Raw genomic sequence first — 14,890 nt, 5'->3', positions numbered from 1 at the left:
CCTGGTCAAGCCAGGTAAGCGGCCACCTCTTCGGCCGTCAGAAAGCGCTTGAAAGTCATCGACGGCTGCTGCGCGTCGTGGATGATGCCGTTGAATCCCGACCAATTGCGCTGGGTGCCCTCTTCGGTCTCAAGCGCCACCAGCACGCGTTTGCCGTGTTTCGCCGTGTTGTGGCGCAGCGCCGCTTCGCCCCAGGCCCACCGCATCGGCTGGACCAGTTCGCCTCCTGCATAGGCGTCGATCTGCAGCCATTGGAAGTCGGCGGTGTCGCGCTCCATGTCGGGCTGACGCGGTGCGATGTCTCGCTTCACGCCCAGGGCCTCGGCATGCTCGCCGATGATGATCTGCAGCAGCGTGAAGGCATGGAAAGTATTGTTGACGGCGTGGGCTCGCGCGACGAAGCCGGACCGGGATGCGGGCATCACCACGACCAATTCGTCCACGTAGCTGACTTGCGCGGCCATCCACAAGTAGTGCAGCTGCTCGAACGGCAAGCTGTCGTTGCTGGTGGCCATGGGGTATAGCAACCCCATCAAGGCTTCGTCCGACACGAAGGCGTGGTGGTTGCCCTGGTCGCGCATCAGCATCGTCATCATCGGCAAGACCAGGACGTCCACGGATTCGTGCAGGGCATCGACCTGCCAGCGCTCGTCTTCCGGGACGGCCGCAATCGTCGCTTGCGCATCGGCCCAGGCCTGGCGGTCGGATTCCTCGACCTCGTCATCGTCCGCTTCCACTTCCTGCGCGCAATAGGGCCGCAGGGTCTGCAGCCACTGGCGCAGCAGCGATTGCAACGTCGGGAAGAGGATCGTGGGATCGGCGTCGTCTTCCACCAGGGACCCGCACATCAGCGCCAGGGCCGATGCCCGGTTGGGGTGAAGCCGGGGCAGCAGATCCGCGCAGGCCTGCAGGGATGCGGCGGTGTATGACGCGTCTTGCGCGTGCACGTAAAACGCGCGGACTTCGGGGCGGTTGAAGAATTGCTCCAAGGATTCCAGATCGTCAAAGGTCAGGACGGGCGGGCTTACCGCGGCAATGAGATCGGCGATGGGGCTAGACATGGCGTAGGCAGGCGAAATGGGGAGAAGGGGCGCGAACGAAGAGACCGAAAGCAAGGCGTCTTGGTACGGAGTGTACCGAAGGGCCTATCCCGGAAAAGACGTGCTTCGCCGACTTTCCGCGTGGTAGATTGAATCGTCCTTTTTGACTGCGTACTTCCCATGCCGCCATCCACTGAAATCGGGCAAGCCGATCCGGACGACCGGATAGCCGCGGCGCAGGCCGCCGCGGCGACGCAACGCCCGCTCGAACACGACGCGGTGATGCCGGAGAGGACGGCGCTGCTGGTCATGCACTATCAAACCGATATCCTCGGCCTGTTCCCGTCAGTCGCTCCGGCATTGCTCGCCAACACGCGCAGCCTATGTAATGCAGCCAGGCAAACTGGCGTCAGCGTCTATTTCGCCAATATCCAGTTCAGCCCCGGCTACCCCGAAGTCAGCCCGTTGAACAAAAACGGACAAGGGATCAAGCAGCTGGGGCTTTTCGTGGGCGACGAACTCTCGCCGGAACTCGGCAGGTTGCCCAGCGAACCCCTCATCATCGCGCATCGCGCCAGCGTGTTCTTCGGCACCGACCTGCAAGTCCGGCTTTCTGCGCGAGGCATCGATACGCTGATGATGGTGGGCATCGCGTCCACGGGCGTCGTGCTGTCGTCGGTGGCACACGCCAGCGATGCGGACTTCCGCCTGCTGACGGTCAAGGACTGTTGCTACGATCCCGATCCGGTAGTGCACGACCACCTTTTTGCGACGGCATTCGCGTCGCGCACGACGGTGCTGTCGCTGGCCGAGGCCTTGTCCTGGCTCAGTCAACCCTCCGCGCGGCCGGGGCATCACTCAGCTGCCACGTAGCCGTGTTGCATGGACGCGCCCAGGCCGCCTTAAAACGTATCAAACTGCAATTTCCCACGCGAGCGTTCAGGCTTGCCCTTCTGATCGGCAACGACGCCACGAGTCCGGCTCGCGCAAGATGGCGGTCATGCCCCGCCTTTTTCAGCGTTACAAGCTTTCCCAATATTCATCAAATAAAACATCTCTGACGCCTCGCCTGATTTAGTTGTATGGCTTGCTTGCAGGGACATCCGGCGGCACGACGCTCCGGCCCCCCACAGGCATATACAAAAGCAATAAACCGGAGGAGGAGCCATGCGTTTTCTTAATCGCAGGATCGCCGCATTGCTGGCGAGCGGGCTGATTGTCGTTCTGGCCGGCTGCGCCGCGCCCGGCGGCAAGAAAGACACGATCGATATGGCCGGGCTTTCCCAGCCCGTGGAGATCGTCAGGGACAAGCACGGCGTGTCGCACATCTATGCGCAGAACCAGAACGACCTGTTCTTTGCCCAGGGTTTCAGCGCCGCGCGCGACCGTTTGTGGCAACTGGACCTGTGGCGTCGACAGGGCGAAGGCAAGATGGCCGAACAGTTCGGTCCGCGCTTCATCGAACAGGACCGCGCCGCGCGCCTGTTCCTGTTCCGTGGCGACATGCAAGCCGAATTCGCCAGTTACCACCCTGAAGGCAAGGCCATCCTGACCGCGTTCGCCAACGGCATCAACGCCTATGTGAACTGGGTAAAGGCCAATCCGGAGCAACTGCCGCCGGAATTCAAGCTGACCGGCACCGAACCCGGGTACTGGAGTCCTGAGACATCGCTGATCCGCATCTACGCGCTGACGCGCAACCTCAACGAGGAAGTCAAGATGGCGCAACAGATCGCCAGCTTGGGGCTGAACAACGTGCAGGGGCTGAGCACGTTCGAGCCGCCGTTGGCGTTGCAGGTGCCGCAAGGCCTGGACGTGCGGCAGATCGACAAGTCGGTCCTTGCCAATTACACCCTGGCGCGCGACGGCCAGAAATTCGTCGCGGCCGACTTCCCGCGCAGTCCGTTGGCGGAGGATCAACGCGCGAAGCTCGCCAGCGCATTGTCGGAAGGCCGCCTGGCATCGCTGGACACGGATTTCGATCCGACGGCGACGCGCTATGAAAGCAACAACTGGACGATTGGCGGCCAGCACACCGCCAGCGGCAAGCCCATCCTGGCCGGCGATCCGCACCGGTCCATCACGATGCCGTCGCTGCGCTACATGGTGCACTTGAACGCGCCGGGCTGGAACGTGATCGGCGCCGGAGAACCCGCGCTGCCCGGGGTGTCCATGGGCCACAACGACCGCATCGCCTTCGGGTTGACGATCTTCGCGTTCGGCGACGAAGAAGACCTTTACGTCTATGACACCAATCCGGCCAATCCCGGCGAATACCGCTACCAGGGCAGCTGGGAAAAGATGCGCCAGGTCGACGAGTCCATCCCTGTGCGCGGAGCGACGCCCGCCGTCCGCAGCCTGAAGTTCACGCGCCACGGTCCGGTCATCCACGAAGACCTGGTGCGTCACAAGGCTTATGCCCTGCGCGCCGCCTATCTGGAGTACCCCGGAACGGCGGCTTATCTGGCCAGCCTGCGACTGAACCAGGCGCAGAACTGGAACGAGTTCGTCGCCGGCATGGAAAAGCACTACACGCCCAGCGAAAACATGGTGTATGCCGACGTGGACGGCAACATCGGCTGGTTTGGCGGCAGCATCGCGCCGATCCGTCCGCGCGGCGACTGGTCGGGCATGTTGCCGGTGCCGGGCAACGGCGATTTCGAATGGCGCGGCATTCTGCCGGGCAGCGCGCTGCCCAGGGCTTTCAACCCGCCCGAAGGCTATGTGGCGACCGCCAATGAATACAACCTGCCCGCCGATTTCGCCTACAAGGAAATGTCGGCGCGCACCTGGGCCGAACCCTATCGCGTGCAGCGCATCCGGGAAGTGCTGGCCGACGGCAAAGGCCTGACGGTGCAGCAGTCCCAAGACCTGCAGTACGACAATCTGTCCATACCCGCCCGCACGCTGATGGGCTATGCCAAGGCCCTGAACGCCGCCGACCCCGCCTTGAATGACGCCCTGGGTCTGCTCAAGGACTGGGACGCCCGCATGGACACCGAGTCGCGGGCCGCCTCGGTCTACGCGTTCTGGCTGCCGGAAGTCGTCAAGCGCGTGACGGATCTTTACGTGCCGGCAAACGGGCGCGCCGCCTTCGGCGAACTTTCCACCCGCAAGACGCTGGAAAAGCTGGCTACCCCCGATGCCGCGTTCGGCCCCCGGCCGGAGCAAGGCCGGGACGCGCTGCTGCTGCAGGCGCTGGCCGACGGCGTGCAGAAGCTGCGCACCGCGTTGGGGCCGGATTCGACGCAATGGCAATGGGGCAAGCTGCATCACATCCAGTTCGAGCACAGCCTGGCCAGCCTGCTGCCGCCCGACACGGCAAAGGCCTATGGCACCCCGCGCTATCCGGTTGGCGGCGACAACGACACGGTGCATCGCGGCACGTTCCGCAAGAGCGATTTCCGCCAGATCAGCGGCTCGTCGTACCGCCAGGTGATCGACGTGGCCAATTGGGACAACTCGCGCGTCCAGAACGTGCCGGGGCAATCCGCGGATCCGCGCAGTCCGCATTATCAGGATCTGTTGAAGGGCTGGGCCACCGGGGAGTACTTCCCCATGGCCTTCAGCCGCGCCAAGGTGGACAGCGAGCGCGCGGATACGCTGACGCTGCGGCCGTCCGGGCAGTGAGAAGGCGGCATGACTGACCGGCGCCGGGCCGCGACGCAAGGACGATGTCGCGGCCCGGCATTTTTCATCTTTTAATGGAGACCGCATGGCCGAAAGAACCCTTACCGGCACCCGACCCGCCGAGCGCCGGCAGCCCAGCGAACGGCGCTTCTGGTTCATCGTTCTGGCCGGCACGCTGGCCGCCCTAAGCTACGAAATCCTGGCCGTGCTGCAAGGCGATTTCTCGGCGGTGAAGAAACTGTTGCTGCCCGCGCTTTTGCTCGCGTGGCTGTACCGCGGCAGCCCGTGGGCGCGCTGGATCTTGATGGCGCTGCTGCTGGGCTTCGGGGTCCTCAACCTGTACCTGGGGTTAGGGCTGCTGCAGGACGCCCCCGATCGCCTGCTGTACGTATCGATCTTCAGCGCCTTCATGATCGCGACGGGGCTGTACCTGGCGTTCGCCAAGAGGGATTTCGCCCGCTACTGCAGCTACGCCGCAGTGCGCGACGACCTGCGAGCCCGCGCAAGGCGGCGGTGACGCAGGACGGCCCCAAGAACTGGGCCCGCTAGCCTGCCCGCAGACAGCGCTCGGCCATCCGCACATAATGTTCAAGCGGCGGCGTCGACAGCCCGACCACCTTGGCCAGGTCGTCATAGCGGCGCAAGCGCACGGCGGCCAGCGCGTGCGGCTGCGCGGCGAAGGCCTCGGCCTGTTCGGGAGTGAACACGCCGCCCTGCAGCGCCAGGCTATGCACGGAAACGGGCGACAGGGTGTCCAGATAGGCGGGGTCGATCACGCCAAGGTAGCGTTTGGCCGCGACATGCAGGCGCACCGGAGCGGTGACGTCGTCGCCGAACAGCGTAGCCAGGGCATCGGCGCCGACTTCCTGGTGACGCATGTCGGCCGTGATGCTCTCGGCAAGCATCAGATGGCCGATATCGTGCAGCAACGCGGCCACCGTCACCGCTTCGGACTCGCCGGCCTGTTCCGCCAGCTGCGCGCACTGCAGCGCGTGCTCGGTCTGGCTGATGCGCTCTCCGCCGTAGTAGGCGGCGCCATGGTGGGCGAACAGGCTTTCGATGTAGGGCAGAGTCAGCATGGGAGTCCTTCGCGGGCGGCAGATACTCGACACGATATCCAGCCACAATGACATCTAGATGACTAGATGGCAATGAAATAAAAAAGTGCCAGGCCGTCATTTCATCGCTGAAACCACGGGCTGGCACCGCTTGCCGGACGTTCCTGTCCGGCGCCGCCAAGAATAGCGACGCTTACCGTTTCGCCGCGTCCTGCTCCACCACCATATCCAGCACATACACCTTCGACGGCGCGTCGGCGGGCGGATTCTTCCAGTCGTAGCGCTTCACGCGCAGCACGGTGCGCACACCGTCCTTGTGCTCAAAGCCTTCGATCGACTGGTACAGGGGATGCCACTTGTCCTGCGTCGGCTGCTGCACGCCCGCGTCGTTGTAGCGGCGCTCGCGCACCATCAGGCACTGGTAGTTGGAGATCATCGGATGGCTGCATTCCGCCTTCTTGGCGGCGACTTCCAGGAAGATGGTTTCGCCGGCGCTGCCGTACAGCGTCTCCGGCGTGGGCTCGCCAACGAACTTCAGGACGGTGCCATCCTGCGCGACCAGCTCCAACGCGGGCTCGGCGGTATCGCCGGACAGCGTGGCGCGCAGGTCGCCCTTCATCCGCTCGTTGATCTCGGCATCCAGCTGCATCAGGCTTTGTTCGCACGCCTTCATCGTGGACGCCAGGTTATTCACATGCAGCACGCCATTCTGATAGCGGTAGCCGCCGAATTGCGCATTGCAGCCGCCGCGGATGTTCAGGGCGTCATTCGAGAAGGTCAGGCGCAGCTGATGCTCGATCCCCTTCTGCAACGCGGCAACCGGCTTGCCCGAGGCATCGGTAGCGGAAGCCAGGCGCCAGTAGTAGGCAGGCAGGGTCAATTGGCTGGCGGGCGACGTGGCGGTAGGAGTGGGCATGGAGGACGATCCTTCGCTGGGGGAGGAAACCGGGGCGCAAGCTTGAAGCAGCGCGGCGCATGCGGACGCAAGGAGGATTATTTTTTTCATGGTTCGTTCCTGTAAGCCGGATGGCACTGATGAAAAACGGGATTCTACGTTCGCAGCGTGGACGAATTTGGCGGACAAGCCGCCAGTCCGTTTCAAAATCTTGCCGGCCGCAAGGCGGCCGGACGGCGAAGGCTGCGCGCCGCGGCAAGCTGTTTGCCCTGCTGCGCGGACAGGAATGAAGGCTTGTCCTGACAGGCCGCTGACGGCCTGCGCGCGTTTACAGTCTGACACCTTACGCCGTCGACCTACCCGACCCGCAGCATCCCCCTCTCTTCCTGCACCCGGCCGCGCTGCGCCAAACCGGCCACCGCCCGCTCGACCCGGCTTTCCGCCTCCGCCAAGGTCCGTGCCATTCCCAGCATCCTGCACACCGACTTGATCACATCTGCCTTCGGTGAGTTTCCGGTCATCGCCAACACATGCAAGACGCCGTTGGCCAGTTCCTGGACGCACACGTCGTCGACGCGACGGCGCGTCGCCTCGTCTTCGCCTGCCCCGCGAAAGCCCGTCCATTCCTCGGGCTTCACGCCTGCCGGCCAGTAGAAGGTGGCTTCGCCTTCCTCTGTCTGCCCCACGTCCATCGGCGTCAGCGCGCGCAGCCGCTCGACGATCCTGACGCCCGTGCGCTCCAGGCCCCAGGCCCGCGCCACCTTACGGTGCAGCACGGTTTCGGCAATCGGCCCTTCGGTCTCGATCACCGCACGCAGCTGTTCGGTCACCTGGCCGTTGTTGGCGCGGCTGTAGAACGCGTCTGAATCCCCGCCGTCCAGCGCCGCCAGGGGGTACACCTCGAACCCGCCCGCCATGCCGGCGTCGGCCGATGCGCCGATCCCGGCCGCCCAAGCGCCCTCTTCCGTCGTAATCACGAACGCCACGGCGGGGCCTGCGTCCGGCGCGTTCGCCTGAACCGTTTCCTCCACCTCGTCCTCTTCCAGCGCCTCGTCGGCCTTGCGCTGCAGCTCCGCATCCAATCGGGCCAGGATCTTCTCCACTTCACGTTCGGGGTTGATCCACCAGTCGGTCGACCAGACCCGGTGCAGGCGCCATCCCAACCCTTCCAGCACGACCTGCCGCAGACGGTCGCGGTCGCGCGCCGTGGCGCCGGAATGGTAGGCGCGGCCATCGCATTCGATTCCCATCAGGTACCGGCCCGGCGCGCGCGGATCCACCACGCCCATGTCGATCCGGTATCCCGAACATCCCACTTGGGGATGCACGGTCCAACCGTGATTGCGCAGCACCTTGATAACCTGGGTCTCAAACGGGCTATCCGGCTCGCGCCCCGTGGGCAACGACTGCTCGACCAGCGCGCGCGGCCCCTTCAGCGCAAACTCCAGGTAGTGCTTCAGGTCCCGCACGCCTGTCGCCCGCACGCGGGACAGGTCGATCTGTTCCGGCATCAGCGTGCTGTAGATCACCACGCCTTCCCGCGCGCGCGAAATCGCGACGTTCAAGCGGCGATGGCCGCCCTCGCCATTCAACGGCCCGAAGTTCATCGTCATCTTGCCCGCCGCATCCGGGCCAAAGGTGATCGAAAAATAGATGACATCGCGCTCGTCGCCCTGCACGTTCTCCAGGTTCTTGATGAAAAGCGGTTCGCGCGATTGGGCAGAGATGGCCTTGTCCAGTTCGGCATTGGCGCGGCGGCGCGCGTCCAGCAGCGTTTCGATCAGCGATTGCTGAGGTTGGTTGAAGGTCACCACACCCAGCGTCTGACGGCGGCGCGACTTGTCCAGATAGTGCTGTTCGATACCTTGCACGATGGCTTCGGCTTCGCGCCGGTTGGTGCGGCTGCCGCCCCGGTCATAGACGCCCGCCACCTTTTCCAGGCGCACGGCCACGTCGTCGGTGACAGGCGACGGGAAGGTGATCAGCTGCGAATCGTAGTAGGTCACGTTGCTGAAGGTGATCAGGCTTTCATGCTTGCTGCGGTAGTGCCACTGCAGGCGCAGACGGTTCATGTCGGCGCCCAGGCATTCATCCAGGATGCTCTCCAGGTCTTCGACCTGCCCGTCGTCGCCGGCGCCGTCCTCTTCCGGCGCGGACTTGCTGAAGAAACTGGTGGGCGGCAGCTGCTTGGTATCACCCACCACCACCAGTTGCTGGCCGCGCGCGATGGCGCCGACGGAATCCCACACGGGAATCTGCGACGCCTCGTCGAAGACCACGACATCGAACTGCGAATGGCCCGCGTCCAGGTACTGCGCAACGGACAACGGCGACATCAGCAGGCAGGGCTTCAGCTTGGGCAACAGCGACGGCAGGCGTTGCATCAGCTGGCGCACGGGAACGTGGCGGGCCTTCTTCTGCAGCTCGCGCCGCAGCAATCCCAATTCGCTGTCCGGGCTGACCAGGATGCCGTTGCCCGCGGGCACCTTGCCGGCCAGCAGGGCGGCGATGTAGGCCGACGTGAGTTTCTGGAATCGGTCGTCGGCATCGCGGAATTCGCGGATCTTGCGTTCGTGGTCGGCGCTGGAGAATGACCGCAGCACCGGCGAATGGTCGATGACCTTCTTCACCCACCAATTGCGGTAGCTGAATTCAAAATGCGCTTCGACCTGCGCAAGGGGAACGCGCCCCTGTTCCAGCGATGCAACCAGGCCTTGCAGTTGCGCGCCGATCGCCTGTTCGCGGGCTTCGCGCCACACGCACCAGGGCATCAGGAACTGCCTGTTGTGGCGCCAGCCGGCGAGGACGCCCTGGATGCGTTCCAGTGCGCCATTGGCATCCGTGCCTCCCGACAGCGCCTCGGTGGGCTTTGCCAGCGTGTCCACGTCGGCGATCCTGTCTTGCAGGACGCGCCACGCGTTGCGGCAGTCGGCCAGGCGCTTGGCCAACGCCGCGCCCGGTTGCAGCAAGGCGCGGTTCTCGCCCACCAGCGGCTGCAGCCGCGTGCGCAAATCGGCGGCCACGGCAGCATCGCCCGCCACCCGCGTGACGGCGTCGGCAAAGCGCTGCGCCCATTGCTCGTGGCGTTGGACCTGATCCCAATCCGTACTCAGACCCGTGTAGGCATCCTGCAGCAGACGCTGAGCGTCGGCCTTCAGGACAGCCAGCTCGCGATCTTCGAGATTGACCAACGCCAGCGGCGTCAGCACCGCGCTGATCGCCGCGTCGTCCGGGCGTTGGGAATCCGTGCGGTAGGCGGCCAGGCGCTTGCGGATGCCGCCCTTGGCGAACACGGACTTCGGCCACCACGACGAACACGCGGCCAGCCATTCAGCCTTCAGCGCATTGGCGTCCACTTCCGCCAACTGCGCGTTCCATTGCGCCCCCACTTGCGCCCAGTGCGCGTTGCGCGCCAGCCCGTGGCGCACCATGTCCTGCACCTGGACGCGGGCAGAAGGATCGTGCGCTTGCCCAGCCAATCCGAGAGGCACTTGCGGGGCGGCCAGCAGCACGTCCATCAACGGGTCCAGCCTGGCATAGGCGTCCAGGCTCAGGCCGGCAGCCGGCACGCCCAGGTCTTCGCCTGCCGCCGCGACGTGCTGCTGGAACCCGGCAATCGCCTGATCCAGCGTCTGCGCCGCCGCCAGCAGCGCATCCTGCCAACTGGGGCTCCACTCGGCCATGCCGATGTGCGCCAGCGGGTGGCCAAGCAGCGTGCCCAGTTCGCCAGACAAGGTCGCCATGCGCCTTGCGGTCTCGCGCAGTTGCGCGAGCTCCCTGCGCTCGTGCGCCTGCCCGTGCGGCCAGGACATCGGCGACGGCTCGCGCCCGGCGTTCTGGATGCAGGTGCCGATGGCGTCGTATACCGTCAGGCCGTTTGGATGCTCGTGATGCAGCGCGTCAACCAGTCCGTTCAGGTCCTGGCGCAGCACAGACAGGCGCTCGGCCTCGCGCGCCCAGTCGTCCGTCGTGCGCTGGCCGCTGTGATCCAGCGCCTTGCCCAGCTGTTGCAGCACTTCGGCTTTGCGCGCCTTGGACGAATGCAGCTCCAGGCAGAACGGACCCAGGCCGATGTTGGCCAACCGACGGTGCACGACTTCCAGCGCGGCCATTTTTTCGGACACGAACAGCACCGTCTTGCCGCGCGCCAGCAGGTGCGCGATCAGGTTGGTGATGGTCTGGCTCTTGCCGGTGCCCGGCGGGCCTTCCAGCACCAGATCGCGGCCGGCATCGACGGCGCAAATGGCTTTCAGCTGCGACGAGTCGGACAGCAGCGGGGTCAGCAGGTCTTCGGGCTTGTAGCTGTCGTCCAGCCGGTCCAAGCGCGCATCCAGGGGTTCCTTCGCGAAGGCTTGCCCCGGATGATCGATCAGGTGTTTGACGACGCGGTTGGCTTTCAGTTGCTCGGTGCGGTCCTGCAGGTCCTTCCACATCAGGTACTTCGTGAACGAGAAGATGCCCAGGTGCACCTGGTCCAGCACTTCCCAGCCGGCGATCTCGCGCACGGCCAGACGGAAGGCTTGCAGCACGCGGGCCACGTCCACGCCCTTGTCGTCGGCGGGCAGGATGTCCAGGCCCGGGATGCGCAGTTCGTAGTTGTTGCGCAGCATCTGCAGCAACGTGGGGTTGATGATGGTCTCGTCGTCGTGGCGGACCAGGCGGAAGCCGCTGCGCACCGACTGGCGCTGCAACGACACCGGCACCAGGATCAGCGGCGCCAGGTGCGCGCTTTCCGCACCCGGACTTTCCGTCCAGCGCAGCATGCCCATCGCCAGGTACAGCGTGTTGGCGCCGCCCTCTTCCAGGCCGGTGCGCGCCGCGCCGAAGATGGCCAGCAGATTGGCGTCCAGCGCCTCCTGGGTGACGCGCGCGATCAGTTCCTTGTTGCCCAGCGCCTCCAGCGCCATGTCGTCCAACGGCGCGCGGCCGCCCCGGCTCTGGTGCACGTCGGCCACGCGCGGGTCATTGCCTTCCATCAGCGCGGCGGGCAAGGGCCGGATGCGGAATTCGCTGCCGTCGACGATGGCGTCTTCCAGCCGGCCCAGGTCGGGCACGACGAGCGGCAGCGTGGACTTGGTCAGCTTGAAGTTCAGCAGCCGGTTGCGCAGCGTCAGGTCCAGCAAACGCGATTTCCACTTGGCCAGCCGGCCTTCAGGCGTATCGTCGGCGGGCTCCAGGCTGATGACGAACTCGGGGTCGAGCGGCGGCAGGTCGGGCGTGGGTTCGATGGCCGCGGGGCGTTCGACGTCGTCCGCGCCGCCCGGCGTTACCGACAGCACGCGCGACGGCAAGGGCTTGATCTGCAGTTCGCGCGCACGGTGCACGTCGATGGCGTAGCGGAACGTGTCTTCCTCCCGCAGATGGGCGGCGCCCTGTTCCAGCGCCAGGCGCAGGGACGGGCGGAAGTTCGGATGCTGCGCGATGCCGGTGGTTTCGAACACCAGGAATTCGCCGCTGTCCACGCGTTTGCGCACCGCTTGCACGTCGTCGGTCAGCGGGTCTGCGAAACACGCTTGATGCAGCCATACGCCGACCCAGGCATGGCCGTCCTTCATCAGGATGACCGGGCGCAGCCCGGCCTGCTCCAGGCAGGACGAGAACAGCATGGCCAGGTCCAGGCAGGTGGCCACGCGAGCTTCCATGATGCGGTCCGGCGTGCGGATCTTCTGGCCATCCACGCCGAAGGACGCGGGCGGCTCGGCGTAATGCAGGGATTCCGCGGCCAGCGTGCTGTAGATGGCCGACACCTGCTTCCAGACCACATCGCGGCTCTTGGACTGGTAGCCGTTCATCTGCAAATCGGCATGCTGCGCGCGCAGCAGCTTGGACGCCTTGCCGATCAGCACGTCCACCGCCGGATTGTTCGGCATCGAGAACGCGGCCAGCAGTTCAGGCAAGGCCCGCGTGCCGGCCCACTGGTCATAGGCCAGGACGGTGATCGGCTGCGACGCGCGGCCCAGTTCCTGCGTACCGGCCAGCACCGCCACGTCGATGCTGGCGCGCACGGCCTCTTGCAAGTCGGCTACGTAGGCATGGTCAGGCGTCAGGTCCAAGGGCGAGATGCGGCGGACTTCGCCCGGCGCCAACTTGTCGAAGCGCAGCTTCACGCTTTGCGCGAAAGCGGGATTGCAGCGGATATGCACTTCGATGTTCTCGAAGGCCTGCGGCGTACGGTTGGTCAAGCGCAGGGACCGGACGACGGGAACGGCATTCTGGATGGACGCGTAGCCCAGCGTCGGGTCCGATTCGATCGTGAGGGCGATGGCGTCGGGCGTGTTCAACCCGGCGGCATGCGCCGCGCCTTCCTGGATCGCCGGCGGTTCCAGGTCTTGTCGCTTATCCATCGATATCTCTCTGCGAATACGGGGCGCTGGCCCCATTTCTAATCTGCAAGGACGAATTCTAAAGCCGTATCGAATGGCGGCGCCGGGTAACAGTCATTACAGGCGGAATATTCGCGTGTGCGCGAGCGTCAATCGTATTGGCACGCCGCGTTTCGGCGCCGATCGAAGACACTTGAATGAGGGTAAAGGATATGAAGTCGTTCAGAACGTTGGCCAGCGGCATGGTGGTGTTGGCCTCTTTGGCCGCCACTTCCGCATGGGCCGCGCAAGACCTGAATGTGTACGGCCCCGGCGGCCCCGCCCCCGCCATGAAGGAAGCCGCGGCGGCATTCGGCAAGACCCATGGCCTCACCGTCAACGTCACCGCCGGCCCCACGCCGGCATGGGCCGACAAGGCCAAGCAAGATGCCGACGTGCTGTTCAGCGGCGCCGAGAACATGATGAGCGGCTTCGCCACTGCCCTGCCCGGCGTGTTCGACCTGCGCGACGCCCGCACGCTGTACCTGCGCCCGTCGGCGATCCTGGTGCGCCCCGGCAACCCCAAGGGCATCAACGGCTTCAAGGACCTGCTCAAACCGGGAATCAAGGTCATGGCCGTGTCCGGCGCCGGGCAGACCGGCCTGTGGGAAGACGTGGCCGGCCGCTTGGGCGATATCGGCACCGTGCGCGCATTCCGCGCCAATCTGGTGCTGCCCGAAGCCGCCAACAGCGCCATGGCGCGTACCCAGTGGACCGAAGACCAGAGCATCGACGCGTGGTTGATCTGGAACATCTGGCAGGTGTCGAACCCCACGCTTGCCAGCGTGGTGGAAATCGAAGAGCCCTACCGCATCTATCGCGACGCCGGCGCGGTGGTGACCCGGCAGGGCAAGAACCACCCGCAGGCGCAGGCCTTTGTGGATTATCTGGCGTCGGCCGACGGCAAGGCCATCTTCAAGAAGTGGGGATGGAAGACGGACTGACCGACAGCCGCGCCGCCACGTGCAGAAACGACGCCAGCGCCGGATTCGCGTCGTCGCGGCGCCAGGCCAGGCCGACTTCCTGCTTCAGGAATTCGGTCGTATCCGACAGCGGCACATAGCTGACTTTCGGATGGATCAACGACTGTAGATTGCTGGGGATCAGCGCCACGGACAAGCCCGCCGCGACCAGGCAGATCACACTGCCGATCTGCGCGCTTTCCTGGTCGATCTGCGGATAGAACCCGGCCGTGGCGCACGCGGAAATCAATTGCGCGTGCGCGGCCGGCACATGCTGGCGCGTAAAGGCCACGAACGATTCGTGCGCCAGTTCCTTCAACGCGACAGACCGGCGCTTTGCCAGCCGGTGCGTGTGCGGCAACGCGCACATCAAGCGGTCGTGCTGGTAGCGCATCGACGCCAGCAGCGTTTCGTCGTCTGCCAGCGGCGTGCGCAACATGCCCACGTCCAGGTATCGCCCCTTGATGCGTTCCAGCTGGTCGCGCGTGGTCATTTCGAACACCCGCAGCTTGACCTGGGGATAGTCGCGCCGGAACTGCCCGATCAGGTCGGGCATGAAGCCATAGCCGGCGCTGCCGATGTACCCCAGGGACAACTGGCCGATGTCGCCGCCGGCCGCATGCTGGGCGCGTTCGACGGCCACGCGCTCATAGCGCAGCCATTGGTAGGCCTCTTCAAGGAATACCGTGCCCGCCGGCGTGAGCGCGACGCTGCGCTTGTTGCGTACGAAGAGCGGCGTACCCACGTGCGATTCCAGCTTCTGGATGGCCTGGCTTAACGGCGACTGCGCGATCCCGACACGCAGGGCCGCGCGGCCGTAATGCAACTCTTCGGCCACGGCGATGAATTGGCGCAGCAATCGGCTATTCAACATAAAGATAATTATCGTCTTACAGAGTATTGAATTATATGTTGGACACGAAAAATAGGCGCTTCTAGACTG

At 65.1% G+C, this 14,890-nt stretch carries 9 protein-coding genes; 4 read left to right on the top strand and 5 right to left on the bottom strand.

Translation table 11 applies throughout. The annotated features are described in order from the left end of the window. Positions 1-5 precede the first annotated feature (5 nt). Positions 6-1,061, bottom strand: a complete 1,056-nt coding sequence (locus ACO6D5_RS00300) for a hypothetical protein (RefSeq protein WP_485824288.1) — start codon at positions 1,059-1,061, stop codon at positions 6-8. A 261-nt stretch (positions 1,062-1,322) separates the two neighbouring features. Here ACO6D5_RS00300 and ACO6D5_RS00295 point away from each other — a divergent pair, with 261 nt between their 5' ends. The 3 genes from ACO6D5_RS00295 to ACO6D5_RS00285 all read left to right on the top strand — a co-directional run bounded on the left by ACO6D5_RS00295 (position 1,323) and on the right by ACO6D5_RS00285 (position 5,187). Next, complete coding sequence (locus ACO6D5_RS00295; protein ID WP_485824340.1) at positions 1,323-1,913, top strand: cysteine hydrolase family protein; 591 nt, start codon at positions 1,323-1,325, stop codon at positions 1,911-1,913. Between the two features lie 294 nt (positions 1,914-2,207). Further along, a complete protein-coding gene (locus ACO6D5_RS00290) occupies positions 2,208-4,670 on the top strand; it encodes a penicillin acylase family protein (RefSeq protein ID WP_485824287.1) in 2,463 nt (820 codons plus the stop codon). Positions 4,671-4,755: 85 nt separating this feature from the next. After that, positions 4,756-5,187, top strand: coding sequence for a hypothetical protein (locus ACO6D5_RS00285; protein ID WP_485824286.1), 432 nt, complete (start codon positions 4,756-4,758; stop codon positions 5,185-5,187). A gap of 28 nt (positions 5,188-5,215) precedes the next feature. Here ACO6D5_RS00285 and ACO6D5_RS00280 read toward each other — a convergent pair whose 3' ends face one another. From ACO6D5_RS00280 to ACO6D5_RS00270, 3 genes are all read right to left on the bottom strand, one after another. After that, positions 5,216-5,749 (bottom strand): phosphonate degradation HD-domain oxygenase, encoded by a 534-nt coding sequence (locus ACO6D5_RS00280; RefSeq protein ID WP_315526635.1) that lies wholly within the window; start codon positions 5,747-5,749, stop codon positions 5,216-5,218. A gap of 172 nt (positions 5,750-5,921) precedes the next feature. Further along, positions 5,922-6,644 (bottom strand): DUF4377 domain-containing protein, encoded by a 723-nt coding sequence (locus tag ACO6D5_RS00275; protein WP_485824285.1) that lies wholly within the window; start codon positions 6,642-6,644, stop codon positions 5,922-5,924. Positions 6,645-6,979: 335 nt separating this feature from the next. Next, a complete protein-coding gene (locus tag ACO6D5_RS00270) occupies positions 6,980-12,967 on the bottom strand; it encodes a DUF3320 domain-containing protein (protein ID WP_485824284.1) in 5,988 nt (1,995 codons plus the stop codon). Between the two features lie 191 nt (positions 12,968-13,158). On the opposite strand from ACO6D5_RS00270, the gene ACO6D5_RS00265 reads away from it, so the two are divergent. Next, on the top strand, positions 13,159-13,929 hold the full coding sequence (locus ACO6D5_RS00265; RefSeq protein WP_485824283.1) for a substrate-binding domain-containing protein: 771 nt from the start codon (positions 13,159-13,161) through the stop codon (positions 13,927-13,929). On the opposite strand, the gene ACO6D5_RS00260 is transcribed toward ACO6D5_RS00265, so the two are convergent. Further along, the gene (locus ACO6D5_RS00260; RefSeq protein WP_315526631.1) at positions 13,901-14,821 is read right to left on the bottom strand and encodes a LysR substrate-binding domain-containing protein; all 921 of its coding nucleotides are present in this window, start codon (positions 14,819-14,821) and stop codon (positions 13,901-13,903) included. The genes ACO6D5_RS00265 and ACO6D5_RS00260 overlap by 29 nt on opposite strands. Positions 14,822-14,890 lie beyond the last annotated feature (69 nt).

Source organism: Achromobacter sp., assembly GCF_057314935.1.
The sequence above is the reverse complement of the archived record's forward strand: the minus strand, read 5'-3'. Positions and strand labels throughout refer to the sequence as shown.